This window comes from Cupriavidus sp. 2SB (assembly GCF_005503625.1).
Taxonomy (GTDB): domain Bacteria; phylum Pseudomonadota; class Gammaproteobacteria; order Burkholderiales; family Burkholderiaceae; genus Cupriavidus.
The window spans coordinates 1-19,839 of sequence record NZ_SCMX01000104.1 but is presented as its reverse complement, the minus strand read 5'-3'; the positions used below and the strand labels follow the sequence as shown (position 1 = coordinate 19,839).

Annotated in this window: 19 protein-coding genes and 3 pseudogenes; 8 read left to right on the top strand and 14 right to left on the bottom strand. The window is 60.0% G+C overall.

All coding sequences use genetic code 11. The annotated features are described in order from the left end of the window. From FFS21_RS32980 to FFS21_RS29200, 4 genes and pseudogenes are all read right to left on the bottom strand, one after another. The coding region (locus FFS21_RS32980) for an HAD-IC family P-type ATPase (protein ID WP_502705208.1) at window positions 1-539 on the bottom strand (539 nt) is incomplete at its 3' end. Window positions 540-818: 279 nt separating this feature from the next. Beyond that, window positions 819-1,025 (bottom strand): annotated as a pseudogene (locus FFS21_RS32975) (YHS domain-containing protein); the annotation flags it as partial. Window positions 1,026-1,042: 17 nt separating this feature from the next. After that, the gene (locus FFS21_RS32640; RefSeq protein ID WP_237381005.1) at window positions 1,043-1,183 is read right to left on the bottom strand and encodes a hypothetical protein; all 141 of its coding nucleotides are present in this window, start codon (window positions 1,181-1,183) and stop codon (window positions 1,043-1,045) included. Then, a complete protein-coding gene (locus tag FFS21_RS29200) occupies window positions 1,180-1,452 on the bottom strand; it encodes a DUF2933 domain-containing protein (RefSeq protein WP_137928172.1) in 273 nt (90 codons plus the stop codon). The genes FFS21_RS32640 and FFS21_RS29200 overlap by 4 nt, the downstream gene beginning before the upstream one ends. Window positions 1,453-1,613: 161 nt before the next feature. On the opposite strand from FFS21_RS29200, the gene FFS21_RS29195 reads away from it, so the two are divergent. Continuing rightward, on the top strand, window positions 1,614-2,879 hold the full coding sequence (locus tag FFS21_RS29195; protein ID WP_137928171.1) for a type II restriction enzyme NmeDI-related protein: 1,266 nt from the start codon (window positions 1,614-1,616) through the stop codon (window positions 2,877-2,879). Between the two features lie 109 nt (window positions 2,880-2,988). On the opposite strand, the gene FFS21_RS29190 is transcribed toward FFS21_RS29195, so the two are convergent. Together FFS21_RS29190 and FFS21_RS29185 are read right to left on the bottom strand one after the other, a co-directional pair. Then, window positions 2,989-3,225, bottom strand: coding sequence for a hypothetical protein (locus FFS21_RS29190; protein ID WP_137928170.1), 237 nt, complete (start codon window positions 3,223-3,225; stop codon window positions 2,989-2,991). Between the two features lie 122 nt (window positions 3,226-3,347). After that, on the bottom strand, window positions 3,348-3,809 hold the full coding sequence (locus FFS21_RS29185) for a CzcE family metal-binding protein (protein ID WP_137928169.1): 462 nt from the start codon (window positions 3,807-3,809) through the stop codon (window positions 3,348-3,350). Window positions 3,810-4,814: 1,005 nt separating this feature from the next. On the opposite strand from FFS21_RS29185, the gene FFS21_RS29175 reads away from it, so the two are divergent. Next, the gene (locus FFS21_RS29175) at window positions 4,815-5,024 is read left to right on the top strand and encodes a hypothetical protein (RefSeq protein ID WP_137928168.1); all 210 of its coding nucleotides are present in this window, start codon (window positions 4,815-4,817) and stop codon (window positions 5,022-5,024) included. Between the two features lie 355 nt (window positions 5,025-5,379). Here FFS21_RS29175 and FFS21_RS29170 read toward each other — a convergent pair whose 3' ends face one another. The 4 genes and pseudogenes from FFS21_RS29170 to FFS21_RS29155 all read right to left on the bottom strand — a co-directional run. Further along, window positions 5,380-6,114: a glycosyltransferase gene (locus FFS21_RS29170; protein WP_137928167.1), complete on the bottom strand. Its 735-nt coding sequence runs from the start codon at window positions 6,112-6,114 to the stop codon at window positions 5,380-5,382. A 508-nt stretch (window positions 6,115-6,622) separates the two neighbouring features. Beyond that, complete coding sequence (locus tag FFS21_RS29165) at window positions 6,623-6,997, bottom strand: NUDIX hydrolase (RefSeq protein ID WP_137928166.1); 375 nt, start codon at window positions 6,995-6,997, stop codon at window positions 6,623-6,625. A gap of 136 nt (window positions 6,998-7,133) precedes the next feature. After that, window positions 7,134-8,165, bottom strand: coding sequence for a GDP-L-fucose synthase family protein (locus tag FFS21_RS29160; protein WP_237381006.1), 1,032 nt, complete (start codon window positions 8,163-8,165; stop codon window positions 7,134-7,136). Window positions 8,166-8,360: 195 nt separating this feature from the next. Beyond that, window positions 8,361-9,773: pseudogene (locus tag FFS21_RS29155) on the bottom strand (site-specific integrase); the annotation flags it as partial. A 297-nt stretch (window positions 9,774-10,070) separates the two neighbouring features. Between FFS21_RS29155 and FFS21_RS32810 the strand changes: the two are divergent. Continuing rightward, on the top strand, window positions 10,071-10,148 hold the full coding sequence (locus FFS21_RS32810) for a YHYH domain-containing protein (protein WP_223819874.1): 78 nt from the start codon (window positions 10,071-10,073) through the stop codon (window positions 10,146-10,148). A gap of 145 nt (window positions 10,149-10,293) precedes the next feature. Here the strand turns inward: FFS21_RS32810 and FFS21_RS29145 are convergent, their stop codons facing one another. Further along, on the bottom strand, window positions 10,294-10,857 hold the full coding sequence (locus FFS21_RS29145) for a mechanosensitive ion channel family protein (RefSeq protein WP_012435773.1): 564 nt from the start codon (window positions 10,855-10,857) through the stop codon (window positions 10,294-10,296). Window positions 10,858-10,955: 98 nt separating this feature from the next. Then, on the bottom strand, window positions 10,956-11,282 hold the full coding sequence (locus FFS21_RS29140; RefSeq protein ID WP_049768032.1) for a helix-turn-helix transcriptional regulator: 327 nt from the start codon (window positions 11,280-11,282) through the stop codon (window positions 10,956-10,958). Between the two features lie 849 nt (window positions 11,283-12,131). On the opposite strand from FFS21_RS29140, the gene FFS21_RS29135 reads away from it, so the two are divergent. The 4 genes from FFS21_RS29135 (at window position 12,132) to FFS21_RS29120 (ending at window position 15,772) form a co-directional block, all read left to right on the top strand. Beyond that, entirely contained in the window at window positions 12,132-13,739 is a 1,608-nt protein-coding gene (locus FFS21_RS29135; RefSeq protein WP_008650720.1) for a glycosyltransferase family 39 protein, read from the top strand. Further along, entirely contained in the window at window positions 13,736-14,119 is a 384-nt protein-coding gene (locus FFS21_RS29130; RefSeq protein WP_008650722.1) for a GtrA family protein, read from the top strand. The genes FFS21_RS29135 and FFS21_RS29130 overlap by 4 nt, the downstream gene beginning before the upstream one ends. Next, a complete protein-coding gene (locus FFS21_RS29125; protein ID WP_008650723.1) occupies window positions 14,116-15,237 on the top strand; it encodes a glycosyltransferase family 2 protein in 1,122 nt (373 codons plus the stop codon). Before FFS21_RS29130 ends, FFS21_RS29125 begins: the two co-directional genes overlap by 4 nt. A gap of 232 nt (window positions 15,238-15,469) precedes the next feature. After that, the gene (locus FFS21_RS29120) at window positions 15,470-15,772 is read left to right on the top strand and encodes a zinc ribbon domain-containing protein (RefSeq protein WP_008650724.1); all 303 of its coding nucleotides are present in this window, start codon (window positions 15,470-15,472) and stop codon (window positions 15,770-15,772) included. A 57-nt stretch (window positions 15,773-15,829) separates the two neighbouring features. On the opposite strand, the gene FFS21_RS29115 is transcribed toward FFS21_RS29120, so the two are convergent. Together FFS21_RS29115 and flgB are read right to left on the bottom strand one after the other, a co-directional pair. Then, window positions 15,830-18,319 (bottom strand): heavy metal translocating P-type ATPase, encoded by a 2,490-nt coding sequence (locus FFS21_RS29115; RefSeq protein WP_011514822.1) that lies wholly within the window; start codon window positions 18,317-18,319, stop codon window positions 15,830-15,832. Between the two features lie 499 nt (window positions 18,320-18,818). Then, window positions 18,819-19,241 (bottom strand): flagellar basal body rod protein FlgB, encoded by a 423-nt coding sequence (gene flgB, locus FFS21_RS29110; RefSeq protein ID WP_008650726.1) that lies wholly within the window; start codon window positions 19,239-19,241, stop codon window positions 18,819-18,821. Between the two features lie 296 nt (window positions 19,242-19,537). Here flgB and FFS21_RS29105 point away from each other — a divergent pair. After that, a pseudogene (locus FFS21_RS29105) lies at window positions 19,538-19,726 on the top strand (porin); the annotation flags it as partial. Between the last annotated feature and the right edge of the window lie 113 nt (window positions 19,727-19,839).

The window sequence follows — 19,839 nt, the reverse complement described above, 5'->3', positions numbered from 1 at the left end:
GACCGCTGCGCCTGGGCAACCATCTGGACGATCTGCGACAACATGGTCTGCGCACCGACCTTCTCCGACCGAATGATCAGGCTGCCCGAAGTGTTGATCGTCGCGCCAATGACATGGTCACCCGCGCGTTTGGAAACCGGCATGGGCTCGCCCGTAATCATCGATTCGTCAATCGAGCTGCTACCCTCCGTAACGACACCGTCCGCCGGCACTTTTTCGCCGGGCCGGACCCGCAACAGGTCTCCCACGTGAACGTGGGTCAGGGCCACATCTTCCTCTTGTCCGTCGGGGCCAATGCGCCGGGCAGTTTTTGGTGCCAGGCCGAGCAGCGATTTGATTGCGGCGGAGGTCTGCGAGCGCGCCTTCAACTCAAGAAGCTGCCCGAGCAGGGTGAGCGAGATGATGACCGCGGCGGCTTCAAAATACACGCCGATACGCCCATGCGCGGCGAACGCGGGCGGGAAAACGCCCGGCGCAACCGTCGCCACCACGCTATAAATATAGGCAGCACCGGTTCCCAGCCCAATCAGGGTCCACATGTTCGGACTACGATTGATGAACGATTGCAGGCAGCGTTCGAAGAATGGCCAACCCGCCCACAGGACGACCGGCGTCGCCAGAACAAACTCCACCCAGCTTTGCGTGTCGGGTGACATCAAGCCCAGCCGAGATCCGAACATCGCAAGTACAAAGACGATTGCGGTCAGCGGAAGCGTCCACCAGAAGCGGCGTCGAAAATCCGTCAGCTCAGGATTTTCGCCGTCCTCGATATCCGGCAACAGCGGCTCCAGGGCCATCCCGCACTTCGGGCAGTTCCCGGGATGATCCCGACGAATCTCCGGGTGCATCGGGCACGTATAGATGGTCCCTTCCGGTTCGGCAACCAGTGGCGCAGCATCAGAGGTCGTCACCCCCGCATACTTCGCCGGCCCCTGCAGAAACTTCTGATGGCAGGAGTTACTGCAAAAGTAATACTGCTTGCCATCGTGTTCGTCGCGGAATTTGGATTCCGTCGATACCGCCATCCCGCAAACCGGATCTTTCAAGTCGGTCTCGGGCGCGCGCTTGCCATCGCATGGCGAACCATGCCCGGCATGCGAATGGCCATGATGCGCGTCATGATCGCCGGGCGACGCTGCGCCGTGCGCAGCGTGATCGTGTGGCTGGAGCGGACTACGTTCATTCATTGTGCGACTCCTGTGTTCCGACGCGCTCTTCGTTTGCCTCGTTACCTCTCGCCGAGGACGAATTCCGCTGGCGCCCGGCGTGATGGAAATGCATCAACGGGCACAGCAACACTAGCCCAAAAGGCAACTTCGACGCAAGCCGCTTCCAGCCCGAGTTAGCGAAAGCGAGCACGACGATCAACACGGCCCCCAGTGCAAGCCACCCAATCGCCCGCCGGTTAAGCCCGGTCTTCGAACCAGCATCCGGTACTACGTGGGAATCCATGACGTCACCTTTCAGATAATTTTCCAAGCCACGACCCGACAACGCTTACCCGATACACCATAATCCTTCCCGCCGTGGGAAGGTCAAGTTCGCTTGAGACCGTTTTGGCGCACAGTATTCCGCGCCCGCGGTGATACACTGCCCGGCAAAAAAGTGACGCCATGACAGACACCACCCGAACTCTCATTGAACGCTGGAAATCCGATCCGAACGGCACCTATCAAACCTGGTTCCTCTGGCCTGAACGCCTCAAGAATTTCAGATCCATCCGGCGCGGGATCGGCGCCGTCGTCGAGGAAATTCACGCAGGCACCTTTGGCAATGCGTACCGAGGATCGTCTCTGGAGACCGTTGTCGCTTCGATTGCCGAACAGCGACAGATCTTCAAGGGTGCCGATCACGCGTTTCTTTGGAAGCCAAAACTGCGCATTCCCGATATTTACGAGAACGCCGACAACCAGCGGGCGTTCGCAAGGTTGCTTCACACGTGCAATTGTTGTGATACCGAGGCAGAGATGCTCACCGCCATCCAGCGACTGAGCGGCGTGGGAATCAAAGGCCTCGGTCCCGCCGTCGCCAACCTGCTCTATTTCATCCACCCCACCCTGCTGCCACCGTTCAATACTGCGATCGTGAACGGCTACAACGCCCTGACCGGTGCGGCGGTCAAGCTGGGCAAGTGGGATCACTACCTTGCAATGCGCGACGGCATCCTGGCGCTCAATCATCGCTATCGTGAGGTCCTTTCCAATGATCTGGGTGCGCTGGCCGGCCTGCTATTTGACGTCGGCACAGGGCGTTATCCCGCTCCGCCACGCAACGATCTGCCCGGCGAGGTCAGCGCGTGGGAAGACGATCTGGCCAAGGTCAGGGAACAGGCGTCTGCACTCGCCAAGCAGATCCAGGCAGGCAAACTTGAAGATGCCACACATACCGAAGTCCAAGGCTGGCTAAGAGATCTCGGCAAGTCGCTCGGCTACGCGGTTTGGATCGCGACCAACGACCGGGGGCGCGAATACAATGGCGAGCCCCTCAGTCTTGGGTGTTTGTCCGCCTTACCGGCGACGCTGCTCGTCTCGGGCGGTGAGACGGTCCCGCTGATCGACGCGGTCTGGCTGGATCCCGCAACCCTTGAGGTGGCCGCCGCGTTCGAGGTCGAGCATTCGACATCGATCTACTCCGGCATCGTGCGGCTGCTGGATCTTGCCCTGGGCACCAGTCAATCCGCCACCAAACATCTATTCCTCGTGGCGCCAGATAACCGAGAAGCGGAAGTCCGTGCGCAACTCAGCCGGCCGGCATTCAACCGTGTCGCGGAACTCAATATGCGATACGTCCCATACTCCAGCCTTCGCGAGCATCGGGAGAACATCGCGCGCTTTGGCACGGGCATCAAGCCGATCGAGGCGATCGCCAAATCCTTGTAGTTCGCGCTTCACGGCCGGCGGGGCCCCAAAATGCACAACGCCCATGGAGGACACCGAGCCTTACTCGGTGCGCCATGGGCGCGTGCCGTCTCAGCCAGGACCTTGACGATCAAGCGCCGTCAGAGAACGTATCGCGGGTTCCGACGGAATGTCCGCCGTCGGTGAACGGGTCACGCGTGCCCATCGAATGCGCACCATCCGTGAACGGATCGCGCACCCCCATCGAGTGGCCGCCATCCGTATAGGGATCGCGCAGGGAAGTTACCCCGGCGTTCGCGACCCCTGCCGCTCCACCAAGCGTGGCGACTGCCAGCACCAGAAGGACACTCTTTTTCAGCGTTTTCATCGTAATCTCCAAGGAGTAGGGGTTCAGCGAACCGTTCATATACAGCTTACGTGACGGTTGCCGACCCACGCCTGACCGAAACATGACAAAACAGACAGGTGCGCGGCTAGCGCCGTGCCTGGTCAGTGGCCGGTGTACAGTTCGCTCCGCTCGATGTACACCCAGACACCCTGGCTGTTAGGCAATTCCGGGAAGAGTACGTTGAGGGCAATGGCCTTGGTGCGGGCCAACTGCCCGAACGCGAAAGTGATCTCGCTCGCCCCACTCTTGAAGGTTACGGTCTCGCCCGAATCGACATTCACATACTTCAGGCCCGGCGCAACGTCGACGACACGCGAGGTGCTTCCCGCCGGCGCCTCGCTGCCGAACAGCGAAGCCTGCGGGCCGGGCTTGATAGCGGACAACGAAGAGAGGCCCGCTCCGGCGCCATGATCATGATGTGCAGCCGCTTGCATCTGGGCTTGCTGCGACCAGCCGGCTGCGCTGGTGGATTCGAGCTTGTCAGCGCTCCATGCAGCGGAGGCTGCGAGAAGTGCGGCGACGCCGAGCATGAGCGACGCGATCGAGGGCTTTTGAGATGTCATGATTTTCTCCTTATGAGTTTCGGGCCTAACCCTTGCCAACGATGTTAGCCATCCAGCCCAGGCGAACACCTTACCCACCCGTTACAACTCGGAAAGCCCCGCGAATAGCGCAACCGAGATCGTCAGCCTTGCGTTAGCCATGCCAGACGCTCACGCTAAAGCATCGCGTCACGATGCATCGTGACCTGTCCCGACGGGCTAGTGGCACCGATGTAATGCCCATCTCAGACCGAAGGACGAGAACCTATTTCTTGCTGTTTACATGCTTATGGCTTGCCCCACCCCATATTCCCCGTCACCCCCCTACGCCCTCATCCAGTGGCTGCGGTCCCTACCCTCTGCCGTTATCACGGCTCCAGGACGCCGTCTCGCCGATGGCTTCATACATGCCAGGCCTCCTCGGAAGCACGGGAGACCCTGAAGTCGATGTGCTGTCAAACTGGCTGCGTAGCAGCAACGAAGAACTGTCTGTCGTCGCATGGTCCAAGGTCGTCGCGCTGCGAGGCCATCTGCAGTGTTTGCTGGCGCAGCGGGGCAAAGACGAGTGGTGGGCGCACAGACGCGAAGGCCTGCAGCGAGCTCTGGATGAATTCTCGATCGGTAGCAAAGATGGGCAATCCTGCCCGATTGCCGGCGGGGCTCCGGTTCCACCTCGCGCCGCTAGCCGCTGAGAGAAGAATCTGGGCGGATGCCATTCGCCAGTGGTACAACCTATGTGCGACACAGTTGTCCGACTCCGCTCTCGCGCAATGGGTAAGCGCTGAAGATCGCCGCCGATTTGCGGTTCCTCGCAACGAGGCCTAATTCACCCCAAAAACGTTCTGCAGTTGTAATGGGAGGGTCATCTGTAGGTTCGGTTGGCCGGACTAGACTGGCATTGTCGAATTGGTAGGGCGTATCGCGCCCCCCGACCGTTGTGCTCATAGCGTTCCGGCACACGCGCAGACGATCCTTGTCCAAAGGGGGACCGGATCGTATTGAATAGAACTCAACAGGAGGCAACTCATGAAACGTACCACTGCGGCCCTGTTCGCTCTCACGATCTCGATCGTCGGTATCGGCAGCGCCATTGCAGAAACCGCGCGCAATACTGAGCGTGGACAGATTCATCGACCGAGGGATCCGTACACGGACGGCGCTAAAGCCGCCGACTTCGATGTGTACGGCGGTGGCGCAAAGATTGAGCATCGCGTGGGTGAAGACATCGCGAAATAGCCCAGCCAAGAATGCAGTGGAAACGCCAGCCTCGCGGATTTGACTTGTACGAACACAGGACACGATATCGGCCCACTCCTCCAATGGCCCTCATCTTCGCATCGCCGGGTTCGATATCCATGAGATCTGCCGTTCCCCCGGTGGAACATAGCGGTTGCTCCGATCTAGGCAACCACTTTTTTTGGCGAGACGCCTCCAGACGATTGGGGACTGGCACGGTATCGACCTATCGACAGTTAACGCTACGAACGCCGGGCTACAAGCTATGATCGGCACCAAAGCCCGCATCTCTGGCGGAACGCTGGAAGCTCAGCCCCAAATGACTCACCATCCTTTGGTGATCCATGCCCACGCGTCACTTTTTTCTTGCCAATTTTGCGCGAGCGGCCATGGAAATCGAGACGGCCACGGCGTATATCACACCATTCAATCCAAGGCGATTGTAGATGATTCTAAACTTCTCCAATCGCTTCTCCCTGGGAAACGATGCACTGATTCCACTTGGCTCTATGCATGAAAACGCCATCGGAACATAGCGGAACGCTCCGGCCGCATATCGCTTGTAATATTGAATAACGAAATCCAGGTCCGAATAGATCCTGTATCTTTCCTCGTAGCGCAGATCGCAAACACGAAATGCCATCGCTTGATGGCATGCGTGAATAACGCCGGCGCGAAGCCTCAGTAACGGTGCGGCAGGCTCCAGACCATTCCGGCCAAGATTGTCACCATAGATCAACCAGGGCTCCGCCGAGGATTCGTTCTTGCTCCGCATCATCTCAGAGAGTACGCCTGGCGAAGCGAAGCAATCCCCCGAATTCATGAATACCGCCCACTCTCCTCTCGCAACGTTTAACCCTTTGTTCATTGCGGCGTACACTCCGCCATCCGGCTCACTAAAAAAATGGTCGACTTCTGATCGCCGTAGCTTTGCCAGCTCAACGGATCCATCCGTAGAGGCGCCGTCGACAATAATGAACTCAACACGGAAATTGTCACGAACCTGCGCGGACACGCTATCGATTGTCCTTGACAGCCCGACGCAATTGTTGAGATTGACGGTTATAACAGATACTAAGGTCATCGCCATCCCACTAGCCTAAGGTGCGAAAGCACAGTGCCATGTACCACCCCGCGTGCTCGTCGTCCGGCATTCTTTTTGTCCCGCAAAAATTGACCGGCCGTACAAATCCATCATCGCCCAACTCTTGCCACGACTCTATTCACCGATTAACAAAAGCCACTGCACCGATCAGGATAGAGGATCGAAGGTGACGAATACCTGTCCAACTGGTTACCGGCTGGCGCCATCGCAGCAACCTGTCGGATGAGCGCCCTTGTTCATGGCGGCATTCATGCGCCATGCGTGGCTCCGTATCATCCTGGAGAAAAGCTCCCGTCATGCAGGTTGCAATCAACGCCTCCCGTCGGCCTCGAATATTGTCCCGGCTCCTACCCCGCCGTTTGGGCGGGATGGCGGGTTTCAACGCATGCACACGGCGTGGTGAATCGCGTCGCAGCAGGAGGATTGATTTGTGAAAGCGCCGCGATCCTGCGCTTCGTGCAGGGACTCTCGCGTCGACGCGCACACCTTGCCTCTACCGATTGCGTACGATGCAGAATCCTTCAATGATGTGGCGCGTCGTCGGGCTAACGACAATCTCGTCCAGCTCGGATGGGGCGAACCACTGGCAGCGCTGGATCTCCTTGCCCGGCATGGCGGCGTCGGTCTTGCTGATATTCGCAACGAAAACGTGGTGCACCGTTGTCGCAACAATCACTTGAAATAGGAACTCACGCCCTTTTGCGATCAGCGTCGTCTCTTCATAAAGCACCCGTGCTGCGGCACTGGCAAGAACTTCAGCTTTGCCCGGACGCCCACCAGGCAAAGCCCATCTGCTGTCATCCTTGGTAACGAGTAGTATGCGGCCCCCGCGTGTACAAACGACTGTGGCCCTTACTTTCGTCTTCATTGATCCCTTGGGCTGAAGTCAGCGATGGGCCTGAGGTTGCACCCAAGGCAAATGCTTTCGTAACGCCAGGTTCGCTGGCATCGGCGCGCAGACCAGAACACCCCGCTCGAGAACGGACGGACTTCCGCGTCTTGCGTCAGCCGACTGCGGCGGTTCGTCTTACTGGACATGGTTGTTCGTGCCGACTGTCTGCCCATTCCCGTGAAAGCTCAGACGCTTCCCTTGCAATGGCATCCTGGTACGCAAGCGGTAATCCGGATTCCAGCGTTACCAGCGGTTGCCAGCCCGAAGCGCTGATGACACTGCAGTCCAGGCGCTTGCGCGGCGTGCCGTCAGGACGCGCGCTGTCGAACACGATGCTGCCCTGATAGCCCACCACTTGCGCCACCAGCAGCGCCAACTGGCGGAGCGAGACTTCCTCTCCAGTACCGACGTTCAGGAAACCGGCCTTGCCTGCGTGTGTCCAGTAGGCCTGGCGGGACAGGCCCATCACGTGCAAGCAAGCGTGCGCCAGGTCGTCGGTATACAGGAACTCGCGCATCGGCGTACCCGATCCCCATACCGTCACCTCGGGTGCATCCGCAATCTTCGCTTCGTGAAAGCGTCGGATCAGCGCGGGGATCACGTGGCTGTTCTCGGGATGGTAGTTATCGCCGAGCCCATAGAGATTGGTCGGCATCACGCAGCGAAAGTCCGCATCGTACTGACGGTTGTAGGTCTTGCACAGCGTCATGCCCGCGATCTTGGCAATGGCGTAAGGCGCATCGGTGGGCTCCAGTTCGCCGCACAGCAGTGCGGATTCCTTGATCGGTTGCGGCGCGAACTTCGGATAGATGCAACTTGACCCGAGAAACAGTAGCCGTTCGACGCCGTTGCGCCAGGCCTCGTGTATCACGTTAGCGGCAATCATCAGATTCTGCTGGATGAACTCGGCTGGGTAGGTGTCATTGGCGTGGATACCGCCCACACGCGCTGCCGCCAGATAGACTTGCGAGATCCCTTCGGTGGCGAAGAAGTAGCTGACTTCCTGCTGGTCGGTGAGATCGACCTCGGCATGCGTGCGGACGACCAGTTCCACGTCATCGCGCTTGGCCAGCGCACGCGCAATCGCTGAGCCGACCATGCCGCGATGGCCGGCCACGAACACTCGTTGGATAGGTTTGTTCATGATTGTCATTGGGAGAGGTCTGCCATCTTGACCAGCGTCTCGTGGTGCGCAGACAGGAAGTGTGCTTCGATCATTTCATTCACGAATTCGCCGACGTGAAGCGTCATGTTCACTGCTTGCCCGTGGCATGACTTTATGGGGTCGCTTCAGAAAACGGAAAATATTGCACGCTAAGCCAGTCGGCACGGACGTCGGCTACCGAGCGGCAAAGGCCTGACCTATTTGGTGTGCCCGCTTGACTTCGTCGCTTTGCAAGTAAATCGAGGTGGTGGCCACCGACGCGTGGCGTAGGTTATCGCGCACGGTGGTCAGTTCCGCGCCGCGAGCGAGGGCGTGTGTAGCGTGGGTATGCCGCGTCCAGTGGGGACTGGCTCGGCGCAGCTTTTCGGCGAGTGTCGGGTGGTCGCCGGCGATGATGTCCGCGGCCTGGCCAAAGAAGCGCCGCATTACCATCCACAGCCGGGTGCCGGTGATGTTAGTGACGCTGTCCTGCTCCAGGCTGGCGATCAAGGGTGTCCTGGGGTCCCAACGGGCTGGTGTCACCGGCAGTCCGCGCTGTACAAGATGCTGATCGAGTGCGGTTCGCGCAAGTGGCGGTAGCGCCACCTTTCCCGGGCGCCCACCTTTGCCGACCAGGTGCAGCCAGCGGTCGTTGCGCTCGTCAGTGCGGATATCGCCCAGCGTCGCGCCAACCAGTTCGCTGGCCCGCAGGCCGGTCGCGTAGGCAAAATCGAGAATGAAGCGCAAGCGCTGCGCTGCGGGCACGTCCCACCCGTACGACCATTCCAGGCCATCGGCAATGGTGCGCACCAGCAGCCATTCGCCCTCAGTAAAGCCACGTGTGGTATCGAGTGGCGCGACCCGCGTGCGGCCGCGGACTTTGATGCCGGCAAACGGGTTGGCCAATACATAGCGCTGCTCGATCAGCCATCGGAACATGGCGCCCAGCACCGTGAGGGCGTAGGCCGTCGAACGTGCCGATAGCCCCCGTGCGAAGGGGCGCCAGTCGGGCGCGCTGCGTGCCCGCGGTGGCCCGATCCAGCGCTCACGCGGAGTTGGTCGCCGCAGGAACCCGCGGTAGGCGATGGCGTCCTCGGTCGTAAGCGACGACAGCGCCCGACCGCGCTCGATAATCGCCCACAGGATCAGGCGTTCCGCCTCCTTGCGATAGGCGCGCTGCGTGGTCTGGGTTTCGTGCAGGGCGAGCCAGGCCTGCACGGCTTCGTAGTCGTTCGATGCGTCGAGCGTGCAGGCCTGTCGCGGTGCCCGGAAGCTGCCTCGCGAGCCGTCCACCTCGTCGGGCAGTTTCAGCCGCTCCCACGGGACCACCTCGCCTGGCGGCGCGCCGACGATCAGGGCACGCGCACGCTCCGTCAACCGCGGATGGGCGTGGAAGAAGGCCTCGATGTGCCGCGCGCTCGCTTGCCCCAGCCCCGGGATCGCGCCCCACCAGCGGCGCCGGCGCGGCACGCGCACGGTCAGGTCCGCCAGTGTGGAAATGCCGTGGGCTCGCAATGCGCGCACGGCCCGCGGTGCCAGCCACAGTTCAATGTCGTCGGTGACCTGTGGCTGCGGCGCAGGCAGAGCACGCAGAACCCTGATGGCCTGGCCATCGGCGAGGCCATCGGGATTGCGGGGACGCTATGCGTCGATTCACCTACAAACTTGGGCGCCAGCGGCCGTCAGCATTTTCGTTAAGTTGCTGAGGTGCGTTGGCCGTAGCGAGCGCAGACAGTTGTGACACAGCCGCAACAGCCCTACCGCGGCGGGGAGGGCTGGCAATCGCAGTGATGATAGTGTGGAACTTGCGGCAGACTGAGACCGCTAACCAACACTCCAGGGAGACCTTTCTTGAAACGGATCACCATCATTCTCACGGCCGTTCTGGCCTGTGCGTCGGGCGGCGTGTGGGCGCATAGTGGTGGGACTGACAGCCAAGGCTGCCATATGGACCACAAGACCGGCATTCGTCACTGCCACTGAAGTCAAGCAGTATTGCGGCGTCCGCCGACATCGCGGACGCCAGCGGCTTAAGGTCTTGAGTAGTTTGCTCGGCCTCAAAAAAGCGAAGCGGGGCTTCCCTTCTTGCGCCGGTCTCCGTCCTTGCCTGACCGCGCCACCCTTGCGGTTACTTCCACCTTCGTAGCACACGTTGAAACACCAGACTGTTCGGCAGCTGCAGCACCACCTCTTGTCCTTCGACTGTTGTTTCCAGTAAGGTGGTATAGACGAGATTTACGTCGAGCACACGGCCCTTAATTCCCGGCTTTTCCCCGTTCTCAAGAAGCTCCACAACATCCCCAATGCGGAACGCACCGGTGACGTATATCAGGAGCGCGCAGAACAGGTTCGAGAGTACACTCCACGCGGCGAAAAACGCGACCGCCCCGACAGTGGCAAATCCCGTGAATGCGGTCCACAGGACGGTTCCAGACACGCCCATTCGCTCCAGAGCCCAGAGCGTGGCAGCTACGTACACGATGGTCGCGACCACACGCAAAGACAGCGCCGCAACTTTTCCTGGCAGAGAATATGTATTGGTCAGCTTTCTAAGCAACCGCCGCGCGATGCGCACTGCTAACCATGCGCCAGCCGCAATCAGCACGACCTCGATAGCGGGAACAAGAATGTCGAACCAATCTGCCAGCCACTGCGGCAAGCTTTCGTGTATAGCTTGAAGAAGTTTGTTCATCGAAATAGAGATACAGCCACAGCACCGTACTGTGGCACAGATACCAATAATCGGATTTTTACCGTTCCGGTCTTTGCTTGAAGGTCAAGCGCGACAACTTACATGCCGGCGTCGTGCCTACACTCACCGGTTTTTGATCGAGGTGCAGGCTCGATCGGCTCAACCAACAGATCACCGAAAAAGTAGGCGGCAAATTGATGGCGATTGCTGAGGTTCGCCTTGGCGAATACGCCCGCGGCAATTGTCCGCACCGTCACATCATGCCACGCTAGCGAGTGAGCGCACTCTTCAAGGGTCAACCCTTTTATGAGAAGCATCGCCACTTCCGTTTCCGATGGCGTATATTTCCAGCGCTCGAACTGCAGCAGCATCGACTGCAACAACTGCCGCGTCGCCTGAATTGCCACCTCGTTTCGTTCCGCCATCACCTGCCCTCGTACCTTGGCTGCGCCAGGTAGCGCCTCAGAAACAGGTCGGTTTGGGCTGACACGACGACACCGTTTTCGAATCACGAACCAAAGGATCGCGAGGCCGCCCACTACCTACGCGACTGCGTCGGCGACGACATGAGCGTCCGGTGTTCGCGTTGCAATGTGGTAGAAATCCCACGCCTGATAGGTCGAGATTGCCATCAGAAGTGCCGTCAGTCTCGACCGCATAGCAGCGAAGTCCTTGCGACTTTTTGGGGTTGACAACGAACACCCCGGATCTAAGCGCAGCGCGAAAGACAAGCACCTTCGAAAGAGGCTGCGCCTAAGAACATCTGATGGAAAGCGACTTCCTAGGCTTGAGCACTAAGGGTGATGAGGCCCGCTGACAACTGCGGGGCGTCAAGTTTACTATGCAGAACATTGCGGCGACATTGCCGAATGGTTACGCACCAACGCATCGAACCCGACGCCCGTTCTCCGAAGCACTTGGGTTACCATGAGCTAACGCTGACGCTTCGTCAGGCAACTTCTTCTGCCGCAAAGCACTCGACGGCGGACTGCGCCGTCATCATCTCGTAATCCCCCCGACAGGTGAGCGCCCTAGAATCCCGCTGTTCGCTCTCTGCTGGCCAAGTCGCCATCCTTCGGACTCCCGCGTGAATCGCATCCTCGGCTCGTGGGGCGTCAAGCGGCGCCGCGTGAACTGCTCCATGATCCAACATCACGACGGCGACGAACCACATCCGGCATCTATGTCGTTGCGCCCTGAGAGCATTTGACCAAGCGCGGTAGCAGTGGCCACCGCACACCTGGACGGGCAGTCTCTTGAAGCGACAGATTTTCATGGCTTTGACCATCGCACTCACGGTGGTCCTCTGGATGTCCACGCTATCCGTGCGTCCCCTCTATGAACCCGACGAGGGTCGTTACGCCGAGGTTCCGCGCGAGATGTTCGTCTCCGGCGATTGGGTCACGCCGCGGTTGAACGGCATCAAGTTCTTCGACAAGCCGCCCCTGCAGTATTGGGCGACCGCCAGCGCCTATACGCTCTTCGGGCCGTCCGAGTGGACAGCAAGGATCTGGAGTGCGCTTGTGGGACTGCTGGGCGCACTCGCCGCATGGTGGGCGGCGCGATCGCTCTATGACACGCGCATAGGCCTCGCCTCAGCGCTGGTGCTCATCGGCGCTCCCCTCTGGATTCTCGGCTCGAATCTGACAACAACAGACATTGGTGTCGGCGCACTGCTCGGCAGTGCCGCTCTCGTTTTCGCCGTGGCCTACCAGAATCGGGAACCTCGCTTATACCCCCTGATCTGGTTGTTGGTCGGTCTGGCATTTCTTGCCAAAGGCCTGATTGCCCTGGTACTGCCAGGAATCACGCTGCTGCTATACGGGGCGGTCACTCGACAATTTTCCGCATTTTTTAGCGCGAGATTCTGGCGCTGGAGCCTGCTTGCGGTGGCCATCACCATGCCTTGGTTTGTCGTGGTGTCCCAGCGCAACCCCGAATTTCTGAATTACTTCTTCATCCACGAACACTTCGCGAGATTCTCGTCCTCGGTTCACGAGCGGGACAAGCCATTCTGGTTCTTCCTGGCCGTTGGTGCGGCAGGCGTCCTGCCGTTCATGGGCTTGATTCCCCGTGCTATCGCACTCCGCTCTCGCAGCGCACAGGCAACGCCTGGCTTCGACGCACGACTGTTTCTGTCGCTGTGGGTAGTCGTTGTCATTGCCTTCTTTTCGATTTCGCGCTCGAAGCTGCCGCTCTATATCCTGCCCGCCTTACCACCGGTGGCCGTCTTGCTCGCGTACAGATCCATGACTGCAGCCCGCCCCACACTGGCGGCAAGCTTTCTTGCCATGCCTGTGCTCGGCGTTGCCATCGCCGTGCTGCTATGGCATCCGACAATGTCGAATGCGGTACTGAAGCTCAATATCAGCAATCCGGCCTCATTGCATACCTGGGGCGCCATCACGATGGGCATTCTGGTCATCGGTGGCTTCCTGGCCTTTGGGATCGCCCTGCGCGGCCACAGGCTCTGCGCGGTTGCCGTCGCTTCGCTGGCGACGCTGGCCAGCCTTCAGGCTGGCTTGATGGCGTCTCGGGCGTTTGGGTCCCTCTCCATCAAACCACTTGGCTTGGAAGCCAAGGCGGCGTCCCGCGACAACACACAACTGTTCAACGTGGGCCAGATTGACCGAGGTCTGGCGTTTTACGCCGAACGAGAACCGATCATTGTCGGGGCCAGATCCGAGCTGGATCTCGGCTTCTCGGTCGAGCCCGACAAGTGGATTGCTAATGAAGAAGCTTTTGCGCAGCGATGGCTGACCCCTGGTCACAAGCTCGCGGTCATGCGGCACGAGACGTTTCATCGACTGAGACCGCTGCTCGGCGGCAACACAACTGTGATCGGACGACATGGCGTCAACGTTCTGGTGCAAAAACCATGAACATCCCATCACGATTTGTACGGTTTCTGGGCGCGGGGGCGACGGCAACCGCTACACACTACGCAACACTGATCACGCTGGTCGGTTTCGGGGTTGCAGCGCTACCGGCGTCTGCCGCCGGCAGTGTTGCAGGCCTTCTGACGCACTACTGCATCAGCAGCCGATGGGTGTTCACACCAGTCCGACCACAACGCGCCACTTTCGGACGGTTCATTCTCGTTTCCGCGCTGGCGTTCTTTCTTAACTCACTTCTGATGTGGGCTGGACTAGCATTGGGGCTTCACTACCTGGTTGCTCAAATCCTCTCGACAATTTTCGTCATGTTGGTCAACTACGTACTCCATGCAAATTGGACGTTCATGAATGGAGCGATGCGATGAATGCCGCCAGCCTGCTGCCAGAGAAGATCTCGGTCGTCGTACCGCTCTTCAATGAAGAAGCTGTCCTGCCACAGTTTCACTTTCGGCTTCTCCGCGTGATGGATGGATTGGCATCGGACTACGAGATTATCTACGTGGACGATGGCAGCCGCGATCGATCACTGGCGGTTGCACACAATCTCAAGGCGGCCGAAGCGCGCGTCGGCATTGTCGAGCTGAGTCGCAACTTCGGCAAGGAAGCCGCGCTAACGGCGGGCCTCGACGTGGCAAGCGGCGACGCCGTTGTGATCATCGACGCCGATCTGCAGGATCCGCCCGAACTGATTCCGTCGTTGATCGAGAAATGGCGCGAGGGGTTCGACGTGGTGTACGCCACGCGCACTTCCCGGGATGGCGAATCGTTCCTCAAGAAGTTCACCGCGCACTGGTTTTACCGCCTGATGGGCAAGCTCAGCGATACGGAGATTCCGGCCGACACCGGCGACTTCCGCGTCATGAGCCGTCGTGCCGTTGCCGCACTCGGACAACTCCGGGAGCAGCACCGCTTCATGAAGGGGCTGTATGCCTGGATAGGATTCCGGCAGACGGCCGTCTTGTATCGGCGTGACGCGCGGGCATCCGGGACGACCAAGTTCAACTACCGCAAGCTGTTGCGTTTTGCCGTGGATGGCATCACTGCCTTTTCCACCGTGCCGCTCAAGTTTGCAACCTCGATCGGCCTGCTTGTTGCCGTTCCCGCCTTTGGCATGGCCGCCTTCATCGTTGGCAAGACGCTGCTCTACGGCGACCCCGTACACGGCTACCCATCCATGATGACCGCCCTGCTTCTGCTGGGCGGCCTGCAACTGGTTTTCCTAGGCGTGCTCGGGGAATATGTTGGGCGTCTGTTCAATGAAGTCAAGCGGCGGCCGGTGTATCTGGTGGCAAGCTATACGGCGCCGATCGGCCCCGGCACCCCCACCGCTGAGCCGGGGCAGGTGGCCGCAGCGACACGGGGTGGCACCCCGCCTGCAGCAATCTTTCACGCACCCGGATGCCCGGAAGGCAAAGCTCCTGGCCTCCCCGAGGCTCCTCAGCGGGATGCCATCCTCACGGAAACCCTTGCGCCAAGCCGATAGACAGCCCGCCTTCCATGCGCTCTCACGACATGGCCAGCAACTATCGGGATCATGACGTTTTCGAAAGAAAGAGCCTCGTATTCAACTTATTCCGTTCTTCGCATCCACCGACCATTGACCCTGTAGTCACTACAGACTATTTACTACAGGCATTGGCTGACGCGTAGCAGCGCAAGTCGTCGCAGCACCCGACACCACGGGGCCGCAGCGACGATCCATCCACTTAGGAGGAATGATGGGTTTCTTGGAAAGGCTCATGGGCCGTCACAGCGGCGGTCATCACGGCGGCGGAAGTGAGCACGGTCGTCGAGGAGGTCATCATGATGGTGGCGGCAGCTACGGCTATGGGAATCCTTTGCCACCACAAAGCCCCGCCGGCGTCCACTGCCCCAACTGCGGCACGGTGAGCGCCCAGGGCGCGCGCTTCTGCCAGCAATGCGGCAGTTCACTGGCTCCGGCGCCGTGCAGTCGATGCGGCACCTTACTCCCACGCGACGCAAAGTTCTGTGGAAGTTGCGGCAATGCCGCCAAATGAGTCGGCGGCCATAGCTGCCGCCGCATCTGGCATCGCCATCATTGCGGCCGGGGCCCGTCATGGGGATTTGTCGCGATAGGCTAGCAGTCGAAGCGCATTGAACACGACGATCAGCGTCGACCCCTCATGCATGGCCACGGCGGGCCCGATACCGAGGCCGAGGATCGTGGCTGGCAGAAGGAACGCCACGACGCCGAGGCTGATATACACGTTCTGAAGGATGATGGCCCGCGTATGTCGGCTTAAACCGACCACAAAAGGCAGGTGTTGGAGGTCGTCGGCCATCAGCGCAACATCCGCCGTTTCCAGTGCCACATCTGAACCTGCCGCACCCATTGCGATGCCCACCGTGGCGTTGGCCATTGCCGGCGCGTCGTTGACGCCGTCGCCGACCATGGCCACTTTGGCTTCCGCGCGCAACGTCTGGATGGCTTTGACCTTGTCCTCAGGCATCAGATCGCCCCAGGCTTCATCGATACCTACGTCCTTGGCGACGGCTTCGGCTGCGCGCTGGTGATCGCCGGAGATCATGATCATGCGTGTGATACCCAGCCTGCGCAGTGCCTCGAGGGCAGCGCGCGCCGAGGCGCGCGGCGTGTCCATCAGCCCAATGGCGCCGAGGTCCCGATCTCCCTGCCTGACGATCATTGTCGTGCGGCCAGTGCTGCGCAGCGTCTGCACTGCGCTCGCCATCGATTCGCTAAGCGGTGCAATCCCGTCGGCGCCGAACATGTCAGGCTTGCCAATCCAGACGGTCTTACCGCACAACGTCGCCGTGACCCCGCGTCCGGTCAAGCTTTGGAGATGAGACGCTTCCGGGATGGAACTGCCTTCCAGGCGCTTGCGGCCATCGCGGGCAATGGCCGCAGCCAACGGGTGGTCGCTGAGCGACTCCACGGCGACCGCTACGCTCAACAATTCCGCTTCAGCTACTCCTTCGGCGACCATCACATCGGTAATACGGGGGCGCCCCTCCGTCAGCGTCCCCGTCTTATCGAATGCAATGGCTTTCAGTGAACCCAGGTTTTCGAGCGGCGCCCCGCCCTTGATCAGTACACCCCCTCTAGCGGCGCGCGCTACCCCCGACAGCACCGCGCTCGGTGTCGCGATGGCGAGCGCGCATGGGCTGGCGGCAACCAGCACCGCCATGGCGCGGTAGAAGGTCGCACTGAACGGCTCATTGATCACTAGCCCTGCAAACAGCAGCAATACCGCCAGCACAAGCACTGCAGGAACAAAGATCCGTTCGAACTTCTCAGTGAACCGCTGGCTCGGTGACTTTTGCGCTTCGGCCTCGTTGACCATCTTGACGACTTTCGCCAGGGCGCTGTCCGTGGAAAGGCGCGTCACTTCCACTTCAATGGCGCCGGCGCCATTGATGGTTCCGGCGAACACGCGGGACACGGCCCCTACGGCATCGGGCTTCCTCCTGGCTGCGGCGGCGTCATCCACGGGCTGCTTGTCGACCGGGATGCTTTCGCCAGTAACCGGCGCTTGATTGACTGCGGAAGCCCCCTTTACCAGAAAACCATCGGCGGGGAGGCGTTCGTTCGGCCGAACCACCACCACATCCCCCACCTGCAATTCCTCGACGGGGACCTCTCGTACCTCGCCTTCACGCCGCACACTTGCTGTAGCCGGTGCGAGCGCCGCCAACGCTTCGATCGCCCGCTTGGCGCGCCCCATGGCGTAGTGTTCGAGCCCGTGGCCGAGACTGAACAAAAAGAGAAGTAGCGCGCCTTCCGCCCAAGCGCCTAACGCCGCCGCCCCTGCGGCGGCTACCAGCATCAGTGTGTCGATTTCGAACTTCTTTAGCCGGAGGTTCTCTATCGCTTCCCGAACGGTATAGAAACCACCAAAAAAATACGCGCCGACAAAGAAGGCAACCGGAATCCATGCTGGCAGGCTGCCGAACAGCTTACCAACGGCAAATCCGAGACCAAGCAAGGCCCCACAGATCAGGGAGAAGATTAGCTCAGTATTCGGGCCAAACACGCTGCCGTGTGCGTGGGCCTCATGCCCCTCGCCTTCCCCATGTGCATGATCCTTGACGCCTTCGCGGTGTTCATGGTCTGCATGACCGCTCTTCCGGGCACCGATCTCAACCGGCGCGAGCCCGCGTTTTGACAGGGCCTGCTCGATCCCTGCCGCGGAGATCCGATCGTTGTCGAATTCGACGCGCGCTATGCCGGAGGCGCTGACTTCGGCCTCGATGACGCCGGGCAAGGCCCGCAGTTGGCTAGCTACGGTTCGCGCTCGTCGTTCGTGCCAGACGCCCTTCAATTGCCAAAGCACATGACCAAACCGCGACGAAATCACCGCACCCGTGCTTGTCACCAGCTCCCGGATGCGGGCAAGGGAAATCGCTGCGGGATCGTAGTGGACACATATCTGTGAATCGCTATCAACATTTGCAGTTTTTATATGCGCCGCCTCGACGCCCTCTTTCCCTCTCAGTTCGGACAGCAACCGTTCTACACAGGGATCAGAGGAATCGGGAAGGCCAGGAAGCAAGACAGGAATGTCCAGGCGCAGCTTTTCGGTCATTGTCGCGGGCTCCAGTCAGTCTGAATCGGCATTCACGCCGTTGCACACTATTAGCAACTAGTGTGCCCCGCATTGCAACAACAAAGCTCAACGAGTCAGCGCCCCAATGCCCCGCCGTAATGCGTTGGTAATGTGCCCGCAATCTGAGCGTACTATCTTGCGGATGACAGGATCCTCATGTCATCCGTCCAGGAACCATACAGATGATTAGCGCCGTCGCATGCTCTGCCTTGCTGGCCTACGCTTTGCCGGCTCCTGCGACCGGTGATCGACTCAGCGAGAAGCCGACCCAGTGGCACACCCTCGCCATTGGACATTCAGACACGGGATACGCCTCCCGCGACCAACGGGTTGCCTGGGCGGCCAACCCGCGACATCGCACAGCCAAACATCCGTCGAAGCAGGAATCCGCAGCGAGCACACCGGAGCCGTCTTCCAGAGACGCGTCCAGCGCTGTCGCCGCACCCAAGCCGCCCTGCCAGTAGTCGCGGTTTCCCCGCTAGGGCCGCATGTCCTGGTAGAGCTTGAGCATGTCCTTGTACTCGTCGGCAGTCTTTTGAATGGAGAACCGCATCCGCAGCGCGTTCTCTGCAAACGCCACACGCTCGACGTCCATCTCCACGGTGTTGCCGTCCATACTCGACTGCAGGGGGACGCGATACATCAGATCCTCTTCCAGCGCGGGCTTGCTTGCCTCGATGTGTCGCGGCGAAGTCATGGTCATGCCCGCAAAATTCTGGCCACTGCCCATCACCCTATCCAACTCGGCGCTGAAGTCGATATCGCGCGCCTTGTAGTTCGGCGTATCCGCATTTGCAATATTTGCAGACAGCAGCTCGAACCTCCGTGTGCGAAGTCGCAGCGCTTGCTCATGAACGCTGTCTTCGCTACGCGCCCATTTTGCGACGTATGGCGTGTCCATCCTTACTCTCCAACTAGATCGGAACCCGCAGCGTATTGCAAAGGCAGTCGATCTTGCTTCGAGAGAAGCGACCTCTTTTCGTGAGTTTCCCATTACCGGCCCGCAATGTTCGCGCGCACACAGGTTGACGCGTCCGCGCGAAAGCCATGTCAATCCACATAACCCCGGTACGTTCCACCTTGTCGTCATCACGCGACGAAGTGACCCCACGTAATTACTTCGCAATCTGACCGTCATCTGCAGATTTCTATACTCGCCCCCACCAAATTAATTTCGGGTCTTAATGAGGAGAATCCATGAAGATTAGTCGCATTGCCGTCGCATCCCTCGGTCTGTTCGCTACAACCGCATTCGCTCAATCGAGCGTCACGCTGTATGGTGTGGCCGACGCGGGTATCGAGTATCTGAGCAACGTCCCATCGGCTTCGCCCGGTGGCTCGACCCAGGTTCGCATGACCTCCGGCAACATGTCGACGTCGCGTTGGGTGTGCGTGAGCACGAGATTCGATGGATGCGCGAGCACGGTAATTGATGGTCGGCTGCGGCACCGTCCATCACCAATGTTGCGTGCCGTCGGGCAACGCTGATGGACGTGGCG